21 protein-coding genes and 2 pseudogenes are annotated in these 24,510 nt (G+C 41.4%); 16 read left to right on the forward strand and 7 right to left on the reverse strand.

All coding sequences use genetic code 11. The features are described from left to right. Positions 1-131: 131 nt before the first annotated feature. Both KAI36_RS07705 and yhbH read right to left on the reverse strand, forming a co-directional pair. Positions 132-1,574 carry a SpoVR family protein gene (locus tag KAI36_RS07705; protein ID WP_220027429.1) on the reverse strand — a complete coding sequence of 481 codons (1,443 nt, stop codon included), beginning with the start codon at positions 1,572-1,574 and terminating at the stop codon, positions 132-134. Further along, positions 1,571-2,737, reverse strand: coding sequence for a sporulation protein YhbH (gene yhbH, locus KAI36_RS07710; protein WP_025723949.1), 1,167 nt, complete (start codon positions 2,735-2,737; stop codon positions 1,571-1,573). The genes KAI36_RS07705 and yhbH overlap by 4 nt, the downstream gene beginning before the upstream one ends. A gap of 164 nt (positions 2,738-2,901) precedes the next feature. Here yhbH and KAI36_RS07715 point away from each other — a divergent pair, with 164 nt between their 5' ends. The 5 genes from KAI36_RS07715 to KAI36_RS07735 all read left to right on the forward strand — a co-directional run bounded on the left by KAI36_RS07715 (position 2,902) and on the right by KAI36_RS07735 (position 7,209). Next, positions 2,902-3,621 (forward strand): response regulator transcription factor, encoded by a 720-nt coding sequence (locus KAI36_RS07715; protein WP_220027430.1) that lies wholly within the window; start codon positions 2,902-2,904, stop codon positions 3,619-3,621. Further along, positions 3,618-4,688, forward strand: a complete 1,071-nt coding sequence (locus KAI36_RS07720) for a sensor histidine kinase (RefSeq protein WP_220027431.1) — start codon at positions 3,618-3,620, stop codon at positions 4,686-4,688. The genes KAI36_RS07715 and KAI36_RS07720 overlap by 4 nt, the downstream gene beginning before the upstream one ends. Positions 4,689-4,832: 144 nt before the next feature. Further along, entirely contained in the window at positions 4,833-5,756 is a 924-nt protein-coding gene (locus tag KAI36_RS07725) for an ABC transporter ATP-binding protein (protein ID WP_220027432.1), read from the forward strand. Further along, complete coding sequence (locus KAI36_RS07730; protein WP_039269797.1) at positions 5,753-6,460, forward strand: ABC transporter permease; 708 nt, start codon at positions 5,753-5,755, stop codon at positions 6,458-6,460. The genes KAI36_RS07725 and KAI36_RS07730 overlap by 4 nt, the downstream gene beginning before the upstream one ends. Before the next feature lie 32 nt (positions 6,461-6,492). Continuing rightward, on the forward strand, positions 6,493-7,209 hold the full coding sequence (locus KAI36_RS07735) for an ABC transporter permease (protein ID WP_258382265.1): 717 nt from the start codon (positions 6,493-6,495) through the stop codon (positions 7,207-7,209). On the opposite strand, the gene KAI36_RS07740 is transcribed toward KAI36_RS07735, so the two are convergent. Then, a complete protein-coding gene (locus KAI36_RS07740; RefSeq protein WP_220027433.1) occupies positions 7,210-8,571 on the reverse strand; it encodes a lanthionine synthetase C family protein in 1,362 nt (453 codons plus the stop codon). A 197-nt stretch (positions 8,572-8,768) separates the two neighbouring features. On the opposite strand from KAI36_RS07740, the gene KAI36_RS07745 reads away from it, so the two are divergent. From KAI36_RS07745 to KAI36_RS07765, 5 genes are all read left to right on the forward strand, one after another. After that, on the forward strand, positions 8,769-8,921 hold the full coding sequence (locus KAI36_RS07745) for an FDLD family class I lanthipeptide (protein WP_013309465.1): 153 nt from the start codon (positions 8,769-8,771) through the stop codon (positions 8,919-8,921). A gap of 76 nt (positions 8,922-8,997) precedes the next feature. Next, positions 8,998-10,260 carry a lanthionine synthetase C family protein gene (locus KAI36_RS07750; protein WP_220027434.1) on the forward strand — a complete coding sequence of 421 codons (1,263 nt, stop codon included), beginning with the start codon at positions 8,998-9,000 and terminating at the stop codon, positions 10,258-10,260. Between the two features lie 49 nt (positions 10,261-10,309). Further along, complete coding sequence (locus tag KAI36_RS07755; RefSeq protein ID WP_220027435.1) at positions 10,310-10,987, forward strand: winged helix-turn-helix domain-containing protein; 678 nt, start codon at positions 10,310-10,312, stop codon at positions 10,985-10,987. Further along, complete coding sequence (locus tag KAI36_RS07760; RefSeq protein ID WP_220027436.1) at positions 10,962-14,216, forward strand: lantibiotic dehydratase; 3,255 nt, start codon at positions 10,962-10,964, stop codon at positions 14,214-14,216. Before KAI36_RS07755 ends, KAI36_RS07760 begins: the two co-directional genes overlap by 26 nt. Before the next feature lie 106 nt (positions 14,217-14,322). After that, positions 14,323-16,104, forward strand: a complete 1,782-nt coding sequence (locus KAI36_RS07765; RefSeq protein ID WP_258382266.1) for an ABC transporter ATP-binding protein — start codon at positions 14,323-14,325, stop codon at positions 16,102-16,104. Between the two features lie 44 nt (positions 16,105-16,148). Here the strand turns inward: KAI36_RS07765 and KAI36_RS07770 are convergent, their stop codons facing one another. From KAI36_RS07770 to KAI36_RS07780, 3 genes are all read right to left on the reverse strand, one after another. Further along, positions 16,149-16,472 (reverse strand): AzlD domain-containing protein, encoded by a 324-nt coding sequence (locus KAI36_RS07770; protein WP_220027438.1) that lies wholly within the window; start codon positions 16,470-16,472, stop codon positions 16,149-16,151. Beyond that, positions 16,469-17,194, reverse strand: coding sequence for an AzlC family ABC transporter permease (locus KAI36_RS07775; RefSeq protein WP_220027439.1), 726 nt, complete (start codon positions 17,192-17,194; stop codon positions 16,469-16,471). Before KAI36_RS07775 ends, KAI36_RS07770 begins: the two co-directional genes overlap by 4 nt. A gap of 582 nt (positions 17,195-17,776) precedes the next feature. Further along, positions 17,777-18,232 (reverse strand): VOC family protein, encoded by a 456-nt coding sequence (locus tag KAI36_RS07780; RefSeq protein WP_258297342.1) that lies wholly within the window; start codon positions 18,230-18,232, stop codon positions 17,777-17,779. 153 nt (positions 18,233-18,385) lie between these two features. On the opposite strand from KAI36_RS07780, the gene KAI36_RS07785 reads away from it, so the two are divergent. The 5 genes and pseudogenes from KAI36_RS07785 to KAI36_RS07800 all read left to right on the forward strand — a co-directional run bounded on the left by KAI36_RS07785 (position 18,386) and on the right by KAI36_RS07800 (position 21,910). Further along, positions 18,386-18,580 carry a hypothetical protein gene (locus tag KAI36_RS07785; protein WP_220027440.1) on the forward strand — a complete coding sequence of 65 codons (195 nt, stop codon included), beginning with the start codon at positions 18,386-18,388 and terminating at the stop codon, positions 18,578-18,580. A gap of 160 nt (positions 18,581-18,740) precedes the next feature. Continuing rightward, positions 18,741-19,002, forward strand: a pseudogene (locus KAI36_RS27145) (manganese catalase family protein); the annotation flags it as partial. 288 nt (positions 19,003-19,290) lie between these two features. Further along, complete coding sequence (locus tag KAI36_RS07790; protein ID WP_220027441.1) at positions 19,291-19,722, forward strand: RrF2 family transcriptional regulator; 432 nt, start codon at positions 19,291-19,293, stop codon at positions 19,720-19,722. A 619-nt stretch (positions 19,723-20,341) separates the two neighbouring features. Beyond that, a complete protein-coding gene (locus KAI36_RS07795; RefSeq protein ID WP_309137785.1) occupies positions 20,342-20,992 on the forward strand; it encodes an FMN-dependent NADH-azoreductase in 651 nt (216 codons plus the stop codon). Between the two features lie 603 nt (positions 20,993-21,595). Beyond that, positions 21,596-21,910: a substrate-binding domain-containing protein gene (locus tag KAI36_RS07800; RefSeq protein WP_220027443.1), complete on the forward strand. Its 315-nt coding sequence runs from the start codon at positions 21,596-21,598 to the stop codon at positions 21,908-21,910. A 194-nt stretch (positions 21,911-22,104) separates the two neighbouring features. On the opposite strand, the gene rpoN is transcribed toward KAI36_RS07800, so the two are convergent. Further along, positions 22,105-23,487 (reverse strand): RNA polymerase factor sigma-54, encoded by a 1,383-nt coding sequence (gene rpoN / locus KAI36_RS07805; RefSeq protein WP_220027444.1) that lies wholly within the window; start codon positions 23,485-23,487, stop codon positions 22,105-22,107. Between the two features lie 270 nt (positions 23,488-23,757). On the opposite strand from rpoN, the pseudogene KAI36_RS07810 reads away from it, so the two are divergent. Then, positions 23,758-24,467 (forward strand): annotated as a pseudogene (locus KAI36_RS07810) (Cof-type HAD-IIB family hydrolase). The last annotated feature ends 43 nt before the right edge of the window (positions 24,468-24,510 follow it).

Below are 24,510 nucleotides of genomic sequence, written 5' to 3' on the forward strand. Positions count from 1 at the left end.
ACGAAACAGGCGTCCTGAAATTGGCAAGAAACGAAGGTCGCTTAAGGTTGTATGAAATAGTAAAAAAAGGCGCATATCCTTTTTAGGAATGCACCTTTTTTAAATTAGGCTGGCTATTTGATTTTGTATGACTATACAAACTTACGATGATGTTTCTTACCGTCATATGAGAATAAGGCGAGCTTACCCTCAATCAATGTTTCCAAATGAACGGTGCGCCCCCACAGCTGATATACATACGGAAGTGTGCGCTCCATATATTTTAAATCCAGCTCAATGCCTTCGTACTGGTGCTTGAGCTTCAACTCGCCCGTATGCAGATAATCTCCATCCTCGACGACGATATAAGGGGAGCCTCCATTCACACGTGAAAACACAAGCTGATCCCGTATGTTTTCCCAGGATTTATCGGTAATTTTCCAATCGGGTCCCCGTTTCTCAAACACGTACAGATCCAAATCCTCTGTCAGTTTCTTGGTCATGTAATTGCGTATAAAAGAGGTGTCTGAGTCGAACTCTCGTACCTCGAACATTTTAGCGCGTCCTTCGCCCGGTTTGCGTCCTTGTCGTTCTTGCTCCTCACGGGTTGGGTTATCCCATCGTTTTTCAATATCCTCAAATATTTTCAGACCCAAATAGTACGGGTTCAGGCTTTGCTTGGAAGGCTGTACGACAGAGGCGTTCAGCATCGCAAATTCAACGGTTTCCTCCCCGGTCAAATCCAGTTCCCTTACAATCCGCTGGTGCCAATAGGAGGCCCAGCCTTCATTCATGATTTTGGTCTCCATTTGGGGCCAGAAATACAGCATTTCGTCTCGAAGCATCGTCATAATATCCCGCTGCCAGTCCTCCAGCACCTCCGAGAATTCCTGAATAAACCAGACGATATCTTTTTCAGGTTCCGGTGGGAACTGGCGTATCTTGATGCCCTCGGTCTCGGCCGGATCATGATGCTTCACTGTGTCCAGTGACCACAGATCATCGTAAGGCCCAGGGGGACGCTGGCGTTTTCCAGGTTCTTTCTGCTCCCGAATTTTGAGCTCCATGTAGCGCTGTTTATCCAGATGCCTTGGTTTGATAATCTGTGGATCCACATGCTCTTGTATCGCCAGTACAGAGTCAATGAAGGATTCCACAGCCTTTGAACCGTATTCCATTTCATAGCTGTTGATTCGGTCTGCTGTGGCCGACATACTCTCCACCATATTGCGATTAGAAGCTGAGAAGCGAGCGTTGTGTTTGAAAAAATCACAGTGTGCCAGTACATGGGCGACAATCAGTTTATTTTGCACTAAAGAATTTCCTTCCAGCAGGAAGGCGTAGCAGGGATTGGAGTTAATGACCAGCTCATAGATTTTGCTCAATCCAAAATCGTACTGCATTTTCATCTTGTGAAATGTTTTTCCAAAACTCCAGTGGCTGAAGCGCGTGGGCATACCATAGGCTCCGAACGTGTATACAATATCCGCCGGACAAATCTCATACCGCATCGGGTAGTAGTCGAGCCCGAAGCCATCTGCAACCTCCATAATTTCTGATATCGCATATTCTAGCTCCTTCTGGTCGGTGCTCATCCCACCGTTCCCCCTTCCCGTTTGCGAAAAAAGGTACGTAAGGCTTGGTATACCTCACCTTTTTCCTTGATGACATAGTACATAAACTGATCCTTTTTAATATTCTTGTAGGCTGACATCAGCGTGCTGCTACGATTATATTGATTCACTTCTCCATAGCCGAACATATTGCTCCGCTTTATAAGTTCCTCGATTAGCTTCACACACCGCTCATTGTCCGAGGTCAGGTTATCGCCATCCGAGAAATGGAAGGGATAAATATTGTAGCTGGAAGGAGGATATCGTTTGTCGATAATCTCTAGTGCTTTCAAATAAGCGGAAGAGCAGATCGTGCCGCCACTTTCTCCGCGGGTAAAAAATTCTTCCTCCGTAACCTCTTTAGCCTCGGTATGATGCGCGAGAAAGACAATTTCCACCTTTTCATACTGACGGCGCAAAAAGCGGGTCATCCAGAAAAAGAAGCTGCGAGCGCAATATTTTTCAAAAGAGCCCATCGAGCCTGAGGTGTCCATCATGGCTATAATCACCGCGTTGGATTGAGGAATGGTCTTCTCTTCCCATGTTTTGTACCGAAGATCGTCCGGACTAATATGATGAATGCCCGGTTTCCCTTCACGGGCGTTGCGGCGCAGGTTTTCGAGAATGGTTCGTTTCTTGTCAATGTTCGCTTGCATGCCTTTTTTACGTATATCATTGAACACAATAGATTCAACTTCAATTTGATCCTTGTCTTTTTGCTGTAAATTCGGCAATTCCATTTCCTCGAACAGCATATCTTCCAGTTCTTCTATGCTGACTTCCGTTTCCATAATATCGTGTCCCGGCTGATCGCCGGCTTTCTCACCTTTACCAGGCTTCTGGGAGGCAGGATCACGTCCGATGACATCCCCCACCTGACTATCTCCATCCCCTTGACCTACATGCTTTTGCTTTTGATAGTTATAAATGAAGCGATATTCATCCAGACTGCGAATCGGCACTTTGATAATCTGTTGACCGTCCGACATAATAATATTTTCTTCCGTTATCAGATCGGGTAGATTTTGCTTAATGACATCTTTGACCTTCTGCTGATGACGTTGCTGGTCCTGGTACCCTTTGCGATGCAGCGACCAATCTTCGCGGGATACGACGAATGAATATGGCTGGCGTGGTTCCGGCATTATTAGGCACCCCCCAAGTGGATACACGGCACAGTTTGGCCTTGTTGGTTATTAAGTATATTCACGGGGATGAACGATATGTGATGGAACTCGATTTAAATTCTGCCCGTTTGCTTTTATAATGAAAGTAAAAAATGTAAAAAAAGAATGGAGAACCTTGGGTTATGGAAGAAATTGCAGTACTTATAGTAGACGATGAGCAGGGGTTGCGGGATATGCTGACAACGGTGTTAAAAAAAGAAGGATTCCTTCAAGTCAAGCATGCTGCAACGGGTCGGGAAGCGCTGCAAGTCGTGATGGAATCTCATATGGATGTGATTGTACTTGATGTCATGCTGCCTGATAGCGATGGGTTTGAGGTGTGTCGTCAAATGCGTCTATATACGGATGCCCCTATTCTTTTTTTGACGGCAAGAGATACAGACCTAGACAAATTAATGGGGTTCGGTATCGGGGGAGACGATTATATTACCAAACCGTTTAACCCGCTGGAAGTCGTTGCGCGTATGAAAGCTCGAATGAAATATCGGAAAGTTTCGACAGTGGCCATGAAACCGACCTTACGCACTTTAGATTTTGGATATTTTCGTCTGGAGCTGGAATCCGGTGTATTGTATGTGGAGGGAAAGCAGGTCGATTGTCCGGCACGTGAATGGCTACTGCTGGTTTTTTTGTGCAAGCATCCTAACCGTATTTTCAGTGTACGGCAGCTTTATGAGGCGATATGGAGCGAGGCCTTCTTGGGTGATGAGAAGACCGTAGTGATTCATATCTCCCGTTTGCGGAAAAAAATAGAACCTGATCCCAAGCACCCGCAATTTTTAATCAATGTAAGAGGGCTTGGTTATAAAATGATGTCAGTCAAGATGGGGGAGCAAGAATGAACTCTCTGGTTAAGATGTCCTTTCGCTTTATGAAAGTAACGTTATGCTTTGTACTGGCCTATGTCCTATGTTTTGTTATTTGCACGATCTTATATATTTTTATAAAAAGTATATTTGGAGCATCTCAAAATATAAATATTGATCTGTTCTGGACAGGACTTGGTATCGTGCAGAGTGTTGTGTTCATAGCTGCCTACGGATGGTATATAGGCAAACCTTTGGTATATGTAATTAAATGGATTGGAAATATTGCGACAGGGGAATTCCAAGCGCCGCTAAGTGAACTGGAACTGCCGGAGGGCAAAAAAAACCAGAAAAATAGTTATAAGCTCCCGTATCAATTGTATAAAGAAGTTTTTGAACAAATGAATATCTTATCGGCTCAATTGCGCAGCAATGAGGAAGAGAGAGTGGAATTAGAGAAACGAAAACAGCAGTGGGTAGCAGGTGTAAGCCATGATCTCAAAACACCATTATCTTATATTGAAGGATATGCGGCTATGCTAACTACTCAAGAGTATGACTGGTCTGATGAAGAAAGAAGAAGCTTTAGTATGAGTATCAGTGAGAAAGTGACTGAAATGAAGCAGTTGATTCAGGATTTGAATGCTTCTATGCAGCTTAAGGAAAGTCCATTGCCAATCCAATTGGAGAAGGAGGACATTGTGGAGTTTCTCCGTAGTACAGTCATAGATATCGCTAACCATCCTTCGGCTGAGCAATACGAATTTTCTTTTACGTCAATGGAGGCGGCATGTATCATGCCCTTCGATAGCAAATTATTAGGCAGAGCGCTGCAGAATTTTTTGATCAACGCAATCATTCATAATCCTCCAGGTACACACGTTTCCATGGAAGTAAGTAAAGCGAACGATAAGCTTCATATTTCTATCGAAGATGACGGAATAGGAATGAATCCCAATGAGTACATGCAGGTATCTCATTTCCAAGGGCATGGAATACCTATTGCCAAAAGCTTTATTGAGGCGCATAACGGAACGCTTCATATCCTTTCAGGCAGTAAAGCAGGTACTAGGATGGAGATTTCACTGCCGCTAAACATCTAACTTTTTAACATCTAATCTCACATTTTGCAGTTTGCTCGGTTTTTTTGCCTGTTGTTTAGGGACTGTTTACCTGATGTTTACTTTACTTCAGTAAACTGTATGTAACTTAAGCTTCAGCATTAGAAGTCGAGAGGAGATCAGGAAATGTCTGAATATGTAATACATACACAGCAGCTAACTAGGCGTTTTGGAAAACGGGAATTTGTAAAACGAATAAATCTCCAGGTACCTGGACAGCAGATTTATGGATTTTTAGGACCTAATGGGGCGGGTAAAACAACCACGATTCGTATGCTGCTTGGGCTGATTAAATCCACCTCCGGAGAAATTGAGATTTTTGGGAAAAAGCTGAAGGATCAGCGTATGGAAATATTGAAGGATATTGGTTCCTTGGTTGAATCACCTGCCTATTATGCCCATTTATCCGCATATCGAAATTTAGAAATCGTTACAACCATGCGTGGACTGCCGACCCGAAGAATTCATGAAGTGCTAGATTTAGTGAGATTAACCAAGGATGCGTATCGTCCGGTAAAGGGATATTCCTTGGGGATGCGACAAAGACTGGGGATTGCTATGGCGCTTATTGCCAACCCCAAATTATTGATACTTGATGAACCGACGAATGGTTTGGACCCGTCTGGTATTCAGGAAATTCGGGAGTTAATTATGAGCCTTCCTGGCGCTTACGGAATGACGGTACTGGTTTCGAGCCATTTATTAAGCGAAATTGAGCAGATTGCAACCTATGTAGGAATTATTAATCAGGGTGAAATGATCTTCCAGGGAACGATGAAGGAACTCACCGCCAAAAGCAAGCCTCAATTATTCATTGAAACCTCAGATCCTGTTCTGGCTGCCGGTGCACTGATTCAGCATGGGTGGACGGCCGGAGCTGGATCGATTGAACAAAATGAGGTCGTAACTCCTATTGTAGATCGGCAACAATCTTCGGAGATGATCAAGGTGCTTGTGGAACACAATCATCCCATTTATCGGGTCACAGAGAAGAAAAAAACATTGGAGGAGATATTCCTGGAACTGACAGGTAAGGAGCGAAGCTTATGATACTCCGGGTTATAAAGTCAGAGGGGCTTAAGCTGAAGAAAATATGCTGGTGGATTCCTCTTATACAGGGGTGTGTACTTACAGGCATGACTGCTGTGGAATGGTATCTTTACTTTCGGCAAGGACCGGGAGGTGTCTACGCTGGTTTTGCCGTTATGTTTATGTTCCTTTCATTTGTGATGTTGCTTGGCGGTACACTTTTGGCGAGTATTATGGCCGGTACAGAGCATGATACTCAAACATGGAAGCAGCTTATGGCCATGCCTGTTCCCAGAAGTTATATCTATTTATCCAAAATCGTATGGATCGTGATTCTGCAGTTGGGTACCGCCTTGATCACTGTAGCAGGTATGAGCCTCATCTGGGTATTATATACAAACGAACCCATTCCTTGGCGGATCATGCTGTTACAGCCGATTAATGCAAGCTTGGCTACCCTACCAGTACTTGCAATTCAACTTTGGCTGTCTACGCTTTTCACTAATCAGGCATTCCCATTAGCGTTTGGTATATTCGGTTCAATTGCAAGCTTGTTTTTGGCACGCACAAGTATTCTGTGGATTAAAATATTGCCTTGGTCGTACCCTGCACTATCAAGTCCTCTGATGAAGGAACACATGATTTGGGTGATCGTTGCTTTAAGCGCAGGAGTGATCTTTACGGGACTTGGTACACTACAGTTTACCAAGCATGAATTCAAATAGAGAGGAGAAGATACATGGGCTCTATTTTACGCGTGGAGACAATAAAACTTCAATGGATCATGGTATGGATTCTCATTATATTGGATGCGGTCATAAATTCTTTAATGGGAGTCCTGGAACTGAATGATTTGAAGCAGTTTTTTTCGCCCAGCTGGTTAACTTTATATACGTATTCAGCGCAATTTCACTCTATGTTTTTTTATCCGCTCTATTGTGGAATTATCGCTTCTCTTTTGTGCGCGTACGAGCATCGGGATGGGGGATGGAAGATTTTACTAAGCAGCCCGTATCCTCGTCAGCAAATTTATTATGCAAAATATATATTGCTCATTCTCATACTGGGCCTGGATCAGCTTATATTTATAGCAGGCTATTTTGTAAGTGGAAATATAGCAGGTGCTCCAGGAGAAATCCCTTGGTCTGTCGTTCTTTCTACCGGTTTGGGAGGGTGGCTCGGGATTTTTCCCCTGGCAGCACTACAGCTTATGCTCTCGATAAAAATTCGGAATTTTGGAGCTTCTCTGGGAATGTCCATTTGTTGTGTTGTTCCTAATATTGTTATAACAGGCTTTCACTCTTCCATAGGTGCGTGGTTTCCTTTTACGATTCCTTATTATATTATGATGCCGCAAACAGCGACTTATGCACCCAGAGTTGAACCTTACAGTCTCGGACTGATTGTCATTTTTACGTTTTTAGCCTATCTGTATGGTGGAAGAAAGATGTTTGTGAATAGGGACTGGTTGTAGTTAGGATAGCATGAGGATGTAATCCCAACCGATCTCTTTGTTCTCAGCAACACTTAATAAAGCAGCTGCAATCCCAGCAACGCCTTCAAGCATGCCCGCTTTTGTCAGCCAAGTTAAAGAGCCATCTGACCTTGGCTCGGGGTCCAGATATCCAAGTGGGCTATCCATTTGAAAGCGATCAAGCAGACAATTCGTTAACTGTTGAATAAGCGGGAGAAAAGCAGGCTCTTTACTATGACACCACATTCGCCAAGAGATGGTAAGTAATCCGGCAAGACCGTGACAGAGTGCAGAAGAGTCCATTTCCCGCTTAGCTATCTCATAGGAGATTGCACCGACACAAGCTTTCACAGCCAATTTTTGCAGTTCCTCATTATGGAGAGCCTTTCCGGCAAGAAATAGGGTACAGGCAATGCCGGGGGTACCGTAACACCATGCTTCTCTTGCTCGTTCCAAATCAAACCGTAGAGAGCCTATTTCAGCTTCGAATGGAACAATATGAGGCCAGTAGCTACCATATTCATCTTCATATTTATACTTAAGCAACCATTCCGCAATGGTTTCAATCGCTTGATATTGGCCTTTTACTTCAATTCCAGCACTGTAAGCTACAGATAATAAAGCCAACGGTCCAGGAATACCGTGTGCCATTCCACAATTAAAATTGCCCAGAGGATAGTTACGTTTATCCCGCTCTAAAAATTGAAACTTTTGCGGGGAGTACCACCCTGGGACATAACGATTGTGAATATGTATGGGATGTGTAAGATCGGTAAGAAATTGAAGAATTGGCTCAACAAGAGGAGTGCAGATAGGATCGGTTGAGTTCATCAAAATATATCTTCCAATCCCTGAAGCTCCCGAAATGGTGTCAAAGGCTTGCATGGGCATACCTTCGTGAAGGCTTAATTGTTCTGTGTTCGACTGAAGCCATTGCTCTGTTAGAGGCATCATCCATTGATGTATTTGCTGTAAGAAATTACTGTAGTATTTTCCATGATTAGAAGCCTCTCTTACGGACGAAGCGATACCTGCCCAGCCACTGTAAAGAGAGAGATCGTGAAGACCATTTTTAGCAAGTGAGGATTGAATCTGAGCCATGTTTGAATGTATGGCTCTACTCCAATCATACGAAGGGTCTGTAGCACGCCATTGCGATAGTAAATGAATGTTACCAGGATAACCATGCGAAAGTGAAGTTTCTCCCCATGGGTGGTACTTTGTTTCTGGCGAAACATTGTGTTCCGCATGGACTGCTGCATAGACGGATTCGGGCTCGCATAGACGTAAAGCAATTTTTTTACTAATATCTCTTGCACGAACTTGGTCGGATTGTTGTATAACAAAACTATCAATTTTCATATGAAAGCCTCCATTATTTTTTTCTTCATTATATTGTCACTAAAATCTAGTGTGTTGTCCTTAAAAATACTAAAAAATAATGAAGGTTTATCTTAAATGTACTCGTTGAAATTAAGACAAATGTAAGAACTATATAAAGTCTAGTTAAGATTATATAACTTATAATAAAATTGTAAAAAATAAAAGGAGGTAACAAGATGAAAAATCAATTTGATCTGGACTTGCAAGTAGCTAAAAATGAGGTTGCTTCAAAAGGGGTTCAACCAGCCAGTGGTCTTATCTGTACTCCTTCATGTGCAACAGGTACTTTGAATTGTCAAGTTAGTCTTAGCTTCTGCAAAACGTGTTAATAACGAAAATACATGGAAAAAAGGCACGGTTTCTATAACCGTGTCTTTTCCAGTTATGAAAATGAGGGAAGGATTTATGGTTGAAGATTTGAAGGGGAGATCAGTTGAAATCAGTAAGTATATAGCACAAAAGCTAATAGACCTATCATATACAGAAAAGATAGTTAATCATACAAACAACCTTTCACCTTCACGTGGAAAGTCCCCTTGGAATCCTGGCTCGCTTGCCGATGGAATTCCGGGTGTGTTTGCGCTGTTGTCCGAATGGGGTTACCTGGAGCCAGATCAAAATTGGGCAGAGCATGTGCATAGTCAGTTACGGCACTTAGATGCTAACTCTCTATTATTATTGCCTCGTATTTCTCTTTATTATGGAACAACAGGAGTAGCTTATGGCATATTATTAGCTTCCAATAACAGAGCTAATTATAACAAACTAATCTCTCAGCTTAATAAGTATATTGAAGTAAAGTGGGGGGATTTACCTGTAATTGGCACAATTACAGAGTTCAGTAGGCAAATGGATATCATCAATGGGCTGCTCGGAGTGGGCAGATACACTCTGGAGGTTGCTGAAGACAAGACGATGTGTGATCTGTCTCGTCAATTATTAGACACCATTACGCACTTTATACCTGAATATATACATTTGTCGTCAAGGGAAGATTCGGCTTCAATCCATCTAGGTTTGGCGCATGGTATCACCGGAATACTTGCACTGCTTGTCACTGCCCTACAAAAAAAGATCGAAGTTGAAGGACTACATGAGGCTATAAAACATATAGCCGATTTTTTGCTTATTCAAATTCAGGAGGATCAATATGGCTGGTATTGGCCTGTAAACTCTCAAGCGTCTTCAATGAACAAGAGAGAGAAAAAAGTAGGGATGAGAGAAATTGAAGGCTGGTGTCATGGAACCTTTGGAATAGCTTGGACATTATTCAGAGCAGGAATTGAGTGCAGTAATGAAGAATGGAAAAAGATAGCGGAAAAAGCTATGAAATCCATATTTTGCTTAGATGATGAGCTACTAAACGCGCTATCCCCTACTTTCTGTCACGGGTTGGCCGGTTTGCTTCATATGGCTCATAGATTCTATTGTTTAACCGGTAATATAGCAGCGTTACGCTTTGCCGCTCAGATAGCTTTAAAGTTAGTAAATTTATACGATGAAGAACTCCCATTTGGATACCAGGATTTGGAGGGGACAACTCATGTTCATAATGTAGGAATACTGCAAGGAGCAACAGGGATTGCATTAAGTTTGCTGGACTATGGAATTGGGAAAGAACATCCTAAATATTCAGGGAGATGGAGTGAATTGTTTCTAATTTCTTAAGGGTGCTACCTTATTGCTTTATCTGAAGCATTGGTTTTGGGGGGATTAGATGAAACAAAAATTTATGGTTATATCATCTTTTAGGAAGATCAAGCATTTTTTTGAGACTTTAAGCACTCCAGAAAACATTCAAATCATGTTTTATGATTCGCTTTACCAGGCTCTACCGGAGATTGATGAGCAGTGTATCGGTGTAGCTTTGAATCAGGATCATATAACGCTAGAGGACTTGTCTTACTGGCACACCATTAAAGAAAAATGTACGGTCCCATTTATCTTTCTTTCCTATCATAGTGATGACCAACGGCAATTGGATCTCCTCAAACAACTCTTTTCAATGGCATCATCTGAATATGAAATGGAAAGAGAACAGCAGGCTATTAGTTTATCACCCAATGTCATTTTTGATCCTGCTGGAAAGGTTATTTGGAAGCAAGGGCATGAGCATATGCTGACTATGATGGAATTCCGGTTATTAATGTATCTTCTTACTGCAAAAGAGTGTGCTTCAACAATTGATCACATTATAGACAGAGTCTGGGGAGTGGATGCTTTTACTACGTCTAATACGGTGTATGTGCACATCCGAAAATTGAGAGAGAAAATAGAAGATGATCCAAGTCATCCAAAAATTCTGGTAACATGTCATGGAATCGGTTACAAGTTGAATATATTTCCTAAAAACTTGGAGGTGGTCAGTTGTGAAGAGACAACTGCATTACACTGATGCGCATAAACTACATAATGAAGTGAGAGATCGGGATGAAAGATGGTTTAGTGCATGTGATTTTTTTCTAATCAGAGCTCCATTACTACCGCTAGACCGATATTTTCAGGTGTTTTCGGATCAAGATGTGGACAGCCAGCTTACTTTGGAGGAAATAACTCGTCGATTAAAGTTGATATCCCAAGAAGCTGTTGTTCAAGAAGCCATATCATTAGCCTCTCCTTCCCTAATGCAGTTTCTACATTACTTGAATGATGATCATGCTTTGGATGATAAAGGAGAGCTACAAAAGTATGAGAAGACGCTGAACAGCTTTTATCGTTATTTTATTCGGATGACTACCCGAACGACTCCATTTGGGTTATTTTCAGGAGTGGGGCAGGGGATTTGCGGGAAGACTACCGATCTGGATATTGGTAGCTATCCTAAGCATCTGAAGAGAGCCAGACCCGACATGGAATGGATATATAAACTGATTCAAAAAATAGAAGCTGATCCGACCATATTTAATCAACTAAAGGTTTTCTTAAACAAAACGGTTATGATCAAAGGAAATCGAGCCAAATTACCATTCCGACCTAAGCATGGAGCAGCAGAAGCTGATGATTCGGCAGAAATTTTTAATTCCATTCGGCTTACTGACGTTGTTCGAATGACGTTTGAAGCTGCGGAACATCCCATTCGGGTGATGGAACTCAAAGAAATACTATTAAAGGCATTCCCTGACGCTACTTTGGAAATCATAGCTGATTATTTGCAGCAACTAGTAGAGCAAGAGTTTATTTTGAGCGAGCTTAGACCTCCGTTAATGGATCATTCACCCTTTCATTACATATTCGAAAAAATTAAAAAACTGGACATTTCCGATCCTTGGATTCACATTTTACACGAAATTGATGCTTTATTACTTCAATATAATCAATGCACGATTGGAGAAGGAGAGAAGGTCTACCGGAAATTATGTGACAAAATGCTGGATATCATTTCTGTAAAAACACCTGTACAAGTTGATGTTAAATTGGATAAAGAAGTAACGCTGCCGAAACAAGTGCTTGATGAGGTTTCATTAGGGGCTGAAGTCATGTGCAAATTGTATGCATCCCCCAAAACGGATGAATTGGCTGAATATTTGAATCGTTTCTTGGAAAAGTACGGTGTGTATCAGGAGGTTCCTATTCATGAACTGTTTGATGAGGATTGGGGTCTGGGTATACCGGAAATGTACCGTTCAAATGAAAAAAAATCAATGGGCATGGAGGCATTTAAACGCAACGCTGTTCTCTTTCAATGGGTTTCGAATGCCATTTCTAATCATGAAATAGAACTTGCCCTTACAGATGAACAGTTAGAGCAACTGATGATTTCTGATAACTACGACACTTCCCCAGAATCAATGGAGATCTATTATAGTATATTTGCTGATTCTCCTGAAAAAGTTGATTCTGGAGACTATTCGCTTTTACTTGGAGCCAGTGCTGGCTCGAATAGAGCGGGTAAAACCTTTGGACGTTTTCTGGATATGTTTAGTGAGGAGTTTGTACAAAAATTCTCTGAAATATATGATCATCACCGATGCTTTCATCCCGATGCGTTATTGTCAGAGATGGTTTTTATGCCGGAACAGGGGAAAATATCAAATATCTCATTAAGCAAAAATTTAATGGCATATGAGATTGTGTCGGGTACCACTTCTTCTAAAGATGAGGACCATACGCTCTGTATTGATGATTTAGTGGTGGGTGCTACTCATGATCGTTTTTATGTCAAGTCCAGACGTTTGGGTAAGGAAATAATCCCCTTGCAAACACACATGCTGAATTACAAGCTTTCACCACATATATTCAGATTTCTAACGGATATTACTAATAAAGAGATTGGTACGTGGTCTTATTTTGACTGGGGGCCATTAGAGCAGTCCCCTTTTTTGCCAAGACTAGTATATAAAAAGATCATTATTAGTGCTGCGCAGTGGAAACTGAGCAAAGCTTCATTGAATATTTCAGAATCATGCGAGTCCAAAGAAGGAGAAGAACTTTTCCATGTGTGGAGACAACAATGGAATGTACCGCGTTATGTTTACCTAACGATGGGGGATAATCGCCTTTTATTAGACCTATGCAACCTTTTCCATATCAAAGAATTGCTACATGAGGTGAGCAAGACACGTGAAGGACAGGAACTTCTTCTTACCGAGTGTTTGGGTAATCCCTTCCATACCCCAGTACAGGGGACGGGAGGAAGATATATGGGAGAATTTGTGTTTCCACTAAAGAAGAAAAAAATAAAGGTGAAACCGAGTATCCCTAGTTCACAAAACCATATTGTTTCTCAAAACTTCATTACTCATACTTCTTCCAGCATTCATAGAGGCATATTTCCAGGAGGGGAGTGGCTATACCTTAAATTGTACGGAGTCAAGGAAAGAGAGACTGACCTGGTAGGCTTAAGCCTAGAGCATCTCTTAAAACAGCCGGGGTTTAAGGATTGGAGTCGAAAATTTTACTTTTTGCGATACGTTGATCCTGAACATCATATCCGTTTACGTTTTCAGGGAGAGCCCGATAAGCTATGGACAGCTGGTTTGGCGCAATTAAATCAGTGGGCAGCCGAGTTACGTGAAGAGGGGCTAATAACGAATATGGTCATAGATACATACCATCCTGAATTGGAGAGGTATGGAGGACAGACACTTATGGAGCTGGCAGAACAGGTTTTTGACGTGGATAGTCAATGGGTCATCGCCTATATGAAGGGAATTCGCTCTAATGCTTTCAATCTGGACATAGAGATTGCGGCTGTGATTAACATTATTCATTATCTGAGTGGTTTTGGTTTAACGATTCAGGATCAAGTGGAATGGCTAGAAGAGAGAATTGATTGCAAGCCTCATATGAAGGCATTCAGGGATGTCAAAAAAACATTGATTACCGCTGTAGAATCGAATTATGAATGGATTGGACAAGCAGATACGAACACACAGGTTGCTTTCTTAGCGCTTGTAGAAAAAAGACAGACTATGATTCAGAAGTATGCTCAAGCGATAATCCTGGCTAAAAATAATCACGAACTTACCAATCATCCTGATGATATTTTAGGCAGCATCATTCATATGCATTTGAATCGTCTGCTTGGTGTAAATAGGGAGCGAGAAATAAAATGTATGGCTTTAGCTAAGCATACAGTAGCTAACCTGTTGCATAGGAAAGGGGTAAGCTATGTCACAGTCTGATGGACAAACCAATGATCTGATCTCTTTGTCCTATAAAAATATATTTCGTACCTTTTTATTTTGGCCTCGTATATTCAGGCTGCTTTGGGACACACATCCTTCCTTTTTGATTGCTATACTCATTACGAATTTATTGAAGGGTGCAATTCCTGCTGTGATCCTTTTAACTACCAGAGAATTAATCAACAGTGTCGTGGCCGGAGCGTCAGGGGGAAGCTTTCAACCTGTTTTTATAGCTTTTGGCGTCTTGATCGGTGTCAATTTGCTGTACGATCTGATCAACATTGGCGAAAGCTTTTTTCGTAAAATGTTTCAAAGCCGGCTATCGAACCAGGTAAATATCAGAATTATTGAAAAAGCACAAAAGATGTCTTTGCAGTCGTTTGAGGATGCAGATGTGCAAAATATGCTTCAACGTGCTCAGGGAGAGGCAGATTTCAGGCCGTTTGAAATATTTACTCAAATCCTTGCCATTATTAGCAGTGTTGTAACCTTATTTTCGACGGGTGCGATTCTCATCGCATGGAGATGGTGGGCATTCTTATTCATTTTTCTCATTCCATGCTTATCATTTTATTCTTTTTTACGTATTGGACAAAGAGAATTTAATGTTCACTTTCAAAGAGCAGGAAGACAACGTGAATCCTGGTATTTGTCGTTTTTAGTGACAAGAGATAATAGTTTTAAAGAAGTGAAAATATTTCAATTGGGAGACTATCTTCGAAAAAGATATAAAACGATACTCGAAGGGTTTTATCGCGAGGATAAAGTGCTAGCAGTTCGTAGATCCTATACTTCTCTTGTATTTCAGATTGTAAATCAGGGTGCGTGTGCATTTATTATTTTCATGGCCATACAAGCCACTTATGTTGGTCAAATTTTAGTGGGGAACTTGGTGAGCTTAATTCAGGGTATCACGTTAACCCAGTCAACATCGCAGAGCATTGTACAAGGGATTTTAAGCTTGTGCCAAAATAATTTGTATATCAAGCAGCTATTTGACTTTTTGGATATGCCAGAAGAGGCAAAAATACAAAAATCAGTTCAGCAATTGCCTTTGTCCGCTATTCACAGTATTGAATTTCGGAATGTATCGTTTAGATATCCGAACACGGAGGAGAATGCCATTTCTAATGTTAGCTTCAAGCTTCATCAAGGAGAGAAGCTGGCCATTGTAGGGAGAAATGGATCGGGTAAATCAACGATTGTGAAGTTACTAACTCATCTGTATTCCGATTTTGAAGGAGAAATCTTAATTAATGGACACTCTATACATGAATTGGATAAAGACAGTTTTAGAGAAAAGATAGGCGTTGTTTTTCAGGATTTTGTACATTATGAGATGGCTGTTAGAGATAATATAGGCTTTGGTAATGTGGCTTCCAGAGAAAATGATGAGGCTATTTGGACAGCTATAGAGAAGGCGGGAATCACAGATTTGATAGTCGGCCTGCCTGATAAAATGAATACCTTGCTTGGAAAATGGTTTGAAGATGGACAGCAGCTATCTGGAGGACAGTGGCAGCGTATTGCAATAGCCAGGGCTTTTATGAGAAATGCCGATATATATGTCTTGGATGAACCAAGCTCTTTTTTGGATCCACACGCGGAGAAAGAGGTTTTTCAAAAGTTTGATCAGCTTATTCATGAGAAAATTGGAGTGTTTATTTCACACAGATTGTCCTCCGCACGTATGGCCGATACCATTATTTTAATGGAGGAGGGCAGAATTGTAGAAGCAGGTAGTCATGAACGCTTAATGGATATAGACGGAGTGTATGCAGAAATGTTCAGGCTTCAAGCCTCCTCGTATCTTTCACAACGAGAACGTTGTTTTGAGGAAGAAAATCTGTCGCCCTCGTTAGTAAGGACGACAGGTGGATCATAAGAAATGGCAGATGCCCTCCTATTGTAGGAGGGTAATTTTTATCTTCACCACAAAAGTCGAACTACAGCCATACTCACAATACCGACAACGACGGTAGCCAGCAGGTTTTTGCTCCACAAGGCGGTCACTAGCGTAGGAAGAACAGCCATAAGCACTTGCCCATTAAGAGTGACTGAGGTTTCGGTTCGAACGAGCAGATTTTCCATCACGAGGGCCGTGAATATGCAGATGGGAATATAGGAAAGCCATTGTAGCACTGGCTTGGGTAGCGCCAGCTTTTGCAGCACGACAAAGGGAATGATCCTTGGAATCGCCGTGACAATCATGGCACCGATAATGATATACAGGACATTGGGATTAATGTTCATTTGTCGGTTAACACTCCAATCGTTGCGGTGATCATGGTCGCTATAATGACGGCGATATGTGATGGCACCCACCAGGACAAAAGGTACATCAGAACAGCCATACATAGCACAAGCAGCAGACGATGCTTGAGTTTGGAGGTCTGGACACTTTGGAGCTGGGAAATGAGTAAGGCAAGAAACATCGCAGGCAAGGCAAAGTCCAGACCAAAAGCCTCCGGTCGGGAAATCCAGTTCCCGAGAACCCCTCCCGCCACACAGGATGCAATCCAGGCGAGATAAGCTGTGATATTAAGTCCGTTCATCCAGCGGTCACTGACCTGCCCGCCTTTAGCCAATTTATCCGACGCTACTCCAAAGGATTCGTCCGTCAAAAGAGCGCCGATGCCTATGTTTTTCCACAATGAATATTTAGAAAAGTAAGGAGCCAGCGACGCACTTAACAGCAGATGACGAGCATTTACAATGAATGTCGTTAAAATAATGACAGATGGAGGGCTGGCTGCAGCCAGCATCGAGCACATAATAAACTGGGAGGCTCCGGCGTATACAAGCGCCGACATGAAGGCAATTTCCATGGTGCTCACCCCTGATGAGGCACCCACAATGCCTGCCGCGAACCCAATACATACATAACCGAGCAATGTAGGAATACAATCTTTAACCCCTTGTAAAAAACTGAGTGAATCGTGCTTCGTTCCGCTCAACTCCGAAGCTATGGACATTTTAACCTTACCCCCAGTGTATAAATTTTATAATAGTATATAACGTAAGTTGTAAAGTATCAATATATTATACGTTTGTATGTTATATTGAATAATGTCTATAGCGAACACACAGGGAAAATATTTATTTTATTACTTTTTAGAACTTGACCCTCAGACTATTCGTTATTATCCACAACCAATTAATATACAACTTCAATTAATTAATAAGGATTTTGTTAAAGTGAAGAAGGAACACGTCCCCGATGTATTAGTTTTTCGAGAAGGTAAGATGCCACATTTGTATAAAGCCTGCACAGATTACTGTAATGATAAAGGGTGGAAGTATTCAGTCATTTATCCAAAAACTCTGTCTTCTATAGTAAAAAGAAACTTGCACTCTATTATGCACTACAAGCATATACGATCTGATTTTGACGCTTTTTCTCATGAAATAAAAAAACTTGACAAAACGACGCAATACCGATTTCATATCGTCGCCCGTTATTTTCAGAAAGTGATCCCAACATGATGTAGAACAGAACGCTTTATGTTTGTTTTTTGAGTCATAGTTTAGCACTCCTTCTTTTAGTTTAGTTTAAATTACTGTTTCATCAATTGCATGATTTGGATTTCCATTCCCCATGGTGCAGTAATATAAAAGAAACCAAGTGGGCTGATTTCTCTTACAGATACAGAGGGTTGAGCCTGGAAATACGTCATAGCTGCGTCCAAATCGGAAACCGTGATGGCAAGGTGGGCAGCACCTACATCGGAAGGATTCATCTGATAGGGATGTTGATGCTCCACCGTCCACTGCGCCAGTTCGATTTGTAGGCCGCCGTATTGCAGAAAAGCAGCACCTGCTACACTGGAGCCGGCAGGAACGCCGAAATATCTGTTTAACTGGTCATCGTCAAACTTCATAGGGCCTGGACTAAACAATACTTCAAATCCTAAGATATCTGTAAAAAAATCGATGGCTTCTTTAAGATCGGGAACAACGTAACCGGAATGGTGGATTGTTCCCTGGAAAATCGTATTTTTCATATTACTCATGTCTTGCCAATCCTTTCCTTGTTGATTGTTTGTTGATAACGCAGTAGATCAAGTTGCAGCTGCACGCTTCCCAATGTCGAAAAAGCTTCGAATCATTTACTTCTATAATAGAAGCGATAATTAAGAAAGAACTTGAGGCAAGTATTTTTCGAGATGATGATGAATCAGAATGCAGGAGTCCGTGAGGAATCCGTTCGAATTGCATCTGTAATGTTAAGCTGGAGCATTTACGGGGCGGCTGTTAACTGGCAATATAACGAGACAAGGCCAGCTGAGGAATATATCCAATTGGTGATACCTTATCTTTCTCAAGGACTGAAATTTTTTATTGAGGAAGGTGCACGTTAGTTGTTCAATCAGATAAAGTAACACTCACTCTAAGAGAGATCTTCTTATACCGAACAGTCTTTATTAAAGGGGAACTTAATTTAGGGATATATAGTCAACAAACAGGTCATTATGCTAACTGGGTACGTTAGTTCAATAAAACAGCTGCAGTCTAGTGGTCTTGTTCTACAACAATGCAGCAGGGGGGTCCGTTCATCACGACCTACACGCGGCTAGAGGTGATCCACGGGCAGATTTATGAGTAAATAACCGCCGAAGAAAAGGCCCGAGCTACATACCAGTGGCTGATTGACAAGATGGATGATGTGGATCTGTAAGACAGCCTCAAGTTTCTGCGGGAGCGGGAGATTTTGCGTGCACTGCGGTTCAAGGAGTCGGTGCAGATTATTATTGAATATACGGGAAAGAAAAAGGTATTTTGAGTTAAGTTGACTGAGTACTATAATTCATTAATTTAAAAAAGGGCTTGCGTGCTTATGTGGTTTTCTCCATCCCACCGGACCAGTAGGAGAGATCAGGAATTTTCATTGATTTTAGTGTGAGCACGTCTCGTACCTGCTAATATAGATTAGAGGTGTTATACTCGACTGGTGTGTTAATGAAGGAATATTTTCTTTAGCAGAACGAATTGAGAATATTTAAAGCTTATTATCAGTTCCAATTCAGTTTAAATAACCAATAATAACTAAACAGAGAAAAGGTGTGTTCATATGAGTACAGCAAATCGTGGAATCCACATTGGTCCTCCCCGTTTTAAAATAGCCGTTCATTCTGTCGTATGGCTAGCAAAAAGTAACAGCGTTTTATCTAGTGCAATGATTGCGAGTCAAGTTAAATCGCATGCTACATTCATGAGAAGAGTCATGCAGTCTTTAACCATTGCAGGTATCGTGGAGTCAAAAGGTGGACGTGAGGGGGGCTACATTTTACGAAAAGCTCCCGGTCTAATTACTTTAGGTGATATTTATTATGCAGTAAATACGGATATATCAGAATCTGATTTTGATATCGATTGTGGAGATGCCGCTAAACAGCTTGATCTTGAATTGGAAAAAATTCTGTATGAAACTGAACAGCACACTATAAAATATTTGAGTCAGTTTACAATCGAAGATGTCGCTAACCGTATAGATTTATTTTAATTAGTAAAAATTGAAAAAGGCTAAGCCAAAATTTATAATGTGCTGATTCAAAGGATGTCGCCATATTGGCGACTTTTTATTTTCTTGCTGGAATTTGTTAAAACAGTACACTGATCGCTCATCTCCCCAATTGCGCATACTTGTAACTAATGTATATAGAGAACAGCACTGGTATGATAATACCAGTTAAAGTATTAAAGGATACTACCAGAATAGACCCGTTCCCAATATCTTTTAGTTAGTCATATAAATTTTGATGGTAAGTTCAATCAATAGACGAAAGTAAGTTATTTAAAACCCTAGTTGTAAGAAAAATGATTAAAAGTATCCCTTCTCATCGATCATAGTTAGTCATCTATCGTTGTATTCAGAAGATAGATAAATAAGACACGAATGCTGTGAAAGGGCTCCCCCTTAAAACGCTATTGCCCCTACTGACCAAACAATCAGGTGTCACTCCTGTACTACAACGTTATAAAGCATATTTTGTAACCTAACATTCGTACAGAAATAAAACTTGAGATTAAGGAATAAATGAATTATAATGTGCTCATCACAGTTGCATTTAAAAGTTTTAAATGTGCTTTAAAAAGGCACAATATGAAATGGACTGAGATAAATATCTTACTTTAAGGGAGAAATTACTATGTCCAATGTACTTTTTATTAAAGCGAATGATCGTCCAGCAGATCAAGCAGTAAGTGTTCAGATGTATGAGACTTTTCTCAAGACTTATAAAGATACCCATTCTTCTGATGTAATTACTGAACTTGATTTGTTCGTAGAGAACCTTCCTACTTATGGGAATACTGTGATCACAGGCATTTATAAATTAAGTCAAGGTTATGAACTTACGGCAGAAGAGTTGGAAGCCACAACAACGTCCAATCGTTATCTGGATCAATTCCTTGCCGCAGATAAAGTAGTCATTGCCTTTCCACTCTGGAACACCATGGCACCTGCACCGTTAGTCAACTACATCGCTCATATCTCCCAGGTTGGCAAAACATTTAAATTTACTGCTGAAGGTCCTGTTGGTCTTGCCGGTGATAAAAAAGTCGCATTGCTAAGCGCACGTGGAGGAATGTACTCGATAGAGCCGATGGCATCCTTCGAATCAGCGGTTAAACCAGTGAAGATGAATCTTGGCCTTTTCGGAATTCAAACTACCGAGGTTATTATTGAAGGACATAATCAGTACAAGGATCGTGCAGAAGTGATTGTAAAAGAAGGACTTCAAGAAGTGGCGAAAGTAGCATCAACGTTCTAAGACACTTTCCAGGAGGGCTTCACCTGTTTGGCGCCAGCGGCTCTATTGGGCAGATGCTGATACGGCAAGCACTTGAGAAATGTGCTCTTGTAAGGCCTATGGACGCAAATCTGCAAGCCTATTCTAGAAAATAAGAATTATAATTTTGCAAACACTATTTAAACGTAAAGGCAGCCGATTATTGGTTGCCTTTACAAATTTAACGTGATCTCTTCGGTAAATTGGCAAATGGGACTAAAGAAACGGTGGGCACGTAACTTTTAATAACGCTATTCGTGTCTTTCGGAGGAAATTTGGGATTAACCACTAAAACAAGAAGGATAGAGATGAATATGAACAGATGTAGAGGACAAGGACGTATATTTAATGGAATCCGCGCTGGCGCTTCAGCCCGGCAGGGAAGATAAAAAGTTTTTATAAAGGCCGTGGGCATTTGTGGTCATGAACGTTTATAAGGCTGCACGAGTGTTATTGAAGCTGGAGGCACAAAATTCATATGCAGGGTTGGCATGAAAACGGTAGCAAAAAAGAGCATCAAAAAAATTGAAACGTTTCCATCTTAGTGTTATTATAATTTTCATAAAGAGAGATAGGGGGAGGGAAATGCCAAGTATTAAAGATGTAGCTAACATAGCTGGCGTAGCTGTGGGAACGGTGTCCCGAGTTATATTAGCCGCCAACTATATAGAAAGAGCACGCAGGCAGGGCATTCGCGTTCCAGAGGACGTAAAGGTTATCGGCTACGACGGGATTCAGGATCATCCTTATTTTCATCCGATATTGTCTACAATCAGGCAGCCAGTGGAGGAGATGGCACGTATGACAATCAGACTGCTTTATAAGAAAATCGAAGGTGAAACTTTAGATCAGCAAGTGTATCGTCTCCCTGTTGTCTTCAAGCAAGGCGAAACTACATGATTTTATTGTGAAAATATTAGCTCATTCGGTCGATTCATAGTATGGATCTACTAACTGACGTTTTTCTTACAGTAAATTGGAAACGTTTCAAAAGTGAAAATATCCTAGTTCAAGAACTATTGAGTCGGATCATTCTGGATAAAGCCAAATCAAAAAATATGGAACCGGATCAAACGCGACTATTCCTTAAACATTCAAACTTCAAACTTTTTTCTTTTGCCAGAAGAAAGATATCTCAGTTCTTCCCGATATTTCGCCACGGTTCTGCGTGATAGATGCAGACCTTCCCTTTCCAGTACGATGGTAATAGCCTGATCCGATAACGGATTTTGCTTGTCCTCATTATCTATCAAATTTTTGATACGCTTTTTTGCACTCTCCGATGAAGCAGCATCTCCGTCCGCTGACGTCAAGGAGGAAGTAAAGAAGAATTTGAGTTCGAACAATCCGCGAGGCGTCTGTATAAATTTATTACTGACCGCCCTGCTGACCGTGGATTCGTGTAAGCCCGTCTTTTCGGCAATCTCCTTTTGGGTGATTGGTTTGAGGAAATACACGCCATGCTCAAAAAAATCCTGCTGCTTTTCCACAATGGCCTTGGCAACCCGTAGAAGAGTCAGCCGACGTTGCTCCAGGCTATTGATCAGCCATTTTGCCGTATTTATCTTCTCATGGATAAAACGTTTGGTTTCACTATTCGGTAGATCCTGCATCATTTGCCGGTAAAAAGGGTTGATCTCAACCCGCGGCGCACTAATGTCATTAATCAGGACAAGATATTCGCCGTTGGCTTTTTCGACCGTTATATCTGCTATGATGTATTGCTGCTCTTTATGAGCAAATGCTGCGCCCGGGCATGGATTTAGCTTGCGAATTCGATCGGCCATCTGTATAACCTCTCGCCTACCGATTTCAAGAGCATCCGCAATTTTTTGTATCCGATTGTTCGCCAGATCGGCCAGATGGTTGCTTACTATTCTGACTATGCATTCATCATCCATGCCAGCAAGCTGGAGCTGGAGAAGAAGACACTCTTCCAAGCTGTAAGAGGCGATCCCCGGTGGATCAAAACTCTGTATCACCAAGAGCATATCCTCAATTTCGGCTATGGGAGCGTCCAATAGTGAGGCGACTGTTGGAACATCAAGTTCTAAATATCCCATTTCGTTCAAATTGCCAATGAGGTACCGTGCCACCATACGCTGTGAATTTGTAAGCCCACTTACCAGTCCAAGCTGCCTGTTCAGATGTTCAAACAGGGTATCATTCGGATTGGGGACAAAATCCAGAAATGTAACGGGGTTTGCTCGCTGGACCGATGGATATTTTTCTCCGCCACGATAATGTTCAAGCAGCTCTCCTTGATCTTTCTGTGAAAACCGCTCTGCTTCTTCTTTGATACTGCCTATGAACATATTAAACTCCGGCAAATCAATGACTGGATTATCGTTCGCCTGTTCATGCAGATAGGATATTAAATCAGCAGAAGAATATTGCAAGATCGTGATTGCTTGTCGCAATTCGGGCGTCATGACCAGCTTGAATCCTTGTTCCTGTTGTAATCCATATCGTATCATTGACTTATTCAAACTCCTTTTCCATACATTTCTAGTTCAAATTCACAGTCATTTATGAAAGATCTACTTCTCTAAGCCTATGCGATTCTCCTGCCTAGATGTTAACGTTACCGAGTAATTTTATCTGATAGAAACGATTCATCAACAAGCCAAAGCTTGTCGTAATAAGTAACAGTTATTATGTGTGTTGCATTTTTGGTTATATACACTATCTTTCTTGTATACTCATTCATTGAATAACATAATACACTGGAGCTGGAGGAATCATTTATGGAAACTTATAAAATTGTCTGCATTGACATTGACGGGACGCTGCTTAACTCGGCGCATCAAATCACGGAAGAAACCAAAGAAACCATTCTCCAGGTTATAAATGGTAAGCAGATTCCAGTGGTTCTTGTCTCTGCGCGAATGCCAAAAGCAATTATTCCATTGCAGAAGCATCTTGGTATTTCTGAGCCTCTCATATGCTACAGTGGGGCACTTGTTATAGATAGGCACGGGAACAAGCTGAACACCCGTTATATAGATACGAAAATGACACAGCGTTTGCTTGACAGCCTGGCTGCCTATGATCTTCACGTAAGCCTGTATAAGGATGATGAGTGGTATATTGAGCAATTGGATGCATGGGTGATCCCGAAGAGATCAGCCGCGTCCTTCAAGTATTGCGACCCGTATACGGTGAAGAAGTAAATCTCTACTTATCCAAGCCTACTTATCTAGAAATCATGTCAAAAAAGGCTTCCAAAACCGCAGCCATTCAAATTCTGCTAAAAGAGTACCAACTGAAACAAAGCGATTGTCTGGCTATTGGTGACAACTACAATGATATCGACATGCTGGCCTTTGCGGGACTTGGCATTGCCATGGAAAATGCTCCACTTGAGGTCAAAGCTGCTGCCAACACCGTTACTCTCTCGAATGACGAGAATGGAGTAGCTCATGCGCTGAAAAACCATATTCTGTTCCCTAAATAAGCAGGTTGATATCAATTTCCAATGACTGATTCAGGCTGGAGGA

The sequence above is a fragment of the Paenibacillus sp. S02 genome (assembly GCF_019454065.1).
In the GTDB taxonomy this organism is placed as follows: Bacteria; Bacillota; Bacilli; order Paenibacillales; family Paenibacillaceae; genus Paenibacillus; species Paenibacillus polymyxa_B.

Excerpts from the sequence above, each read along its gene's own strand:
- KAI36_RS07750 (WP_220027434.1), top strand. The coding sequence starts at position 8,998 with ATGGTTGAAGATTTGAAGGGGAGATCAGTTGAAATCAGTAAGTATATA.
- KAI36_RS07705 (WP_220027429.1), bottom strand. The coding sequence starts at position 1,574 with ATGAGCACCGACCAGAAGGAGCTAGAATATGCGATATCAGAAATTATG.
- KAI36_RS07720 (WP_220027431.1), top strand. The coding sequence starts at position 3,618 with ATGAACTCTCTGGTTAAGATGTCCTTTCGCTTTATGAAAGTAACGTTA.
- KAI36_RS07730 (WP_039269797.1), top strand. The coding sequence starts at position 5,753 with ATGATACTCCGGGTTATAAAGTCAGAGGGGCTTAAGCTGAAGAAAATA.
- KAI36_RS07715 (WP_220027430.1), top strand. The coding sequence starts at position 2,902 with ATGGAAGAAATTGCAGTACTTATAGTAGACGATGAGCAGGGGTTGCGG.
- yhbH (WP_025723949.1), bottom strand. The coding sequence starts at position 2,737 with ATGCCGGAACCACGCCAGCCATATTCATTCGTCGTATCCCGCGAAGAT.
- rpoN (WP_220027444.1), bottom strand. The coding sequence starts at position 23,487 with ATGATACGATATGGATTACAACAGGAACAAGGATTCAAGCTGGTCATG.
- KAI36_RS07770 (WP_220027438.1), bottom strand. The coding sequence starts at position 16,472 with ATGAACATTAATCCCAATGTCCTGTATATCATTATCGGTGCCATGATT.
- KAI36_RS07790 (WP_220027441.1), top strand. The coding sequence starts at position 19,291 with ATGAGTACAGCAAATCGTGGAATCCACATTGGTCCTCCCCGTTTTAAA.
- KAI36_RS07775 (WP_220027439.1), bottom strand. The coding sequence starts at position 17,194 with ATGTCCATAGCTTCGGAGTTGAGCGGAACGAAGCACGATTCACTCAGT.
- KAI36_RS07725 (WP_220027432.1), top strand. The coding sequence starts at position 4,833 with ATGTCTGAATATGTAATACATACACAGCAGCTAACTAGGCGTTTTGGA.
- KAI36_RS07745 (WP_013309465.1), top strand. The coding sequence starts at position 8,769 with ATGAAAAATCAATTTGATCTGGACTTGCAAGTAGCTAAAAATGAGGTT.
- KAI36_RS07780 (WP_258297342.1), bottom strand. The coding sequence starts at position 18,232 with ATGAGTAATATGAAAAATACGATTTTCCAGGGAACAATCCACCATTCC.
- KAI36_RS07800 (WP_220027443.1), top strand. The coding sequence starts at position 21,596 with ATGCCAAGTATTAAAGATGTAGCTAACATAGCTGGCGTAGCTGTGGGA.
- KAI36_RS07755 (WP_220027435.1), top strand. The coding sequence starts at position 10,310 with ATGAAACAAAAATTTATGGTTATATCATCTTTTAGGAAGATCAAGCAT.
- KAI36_RS07740 (WP_220027433.1), bottom strand. The coding sequence starts at position 8,571 with ATGAAAATTGATAGTTTTGTTATACAACAATCCGACCAAGTTCGTGCA.
- KAI36_RS07785 (WP_220027440.1), top strand. The coding sequence starts at position 18,386 with ATGATGATGAATCAGAATGCAGGAGTCCGTGAGGAATCCGTTCGAATT.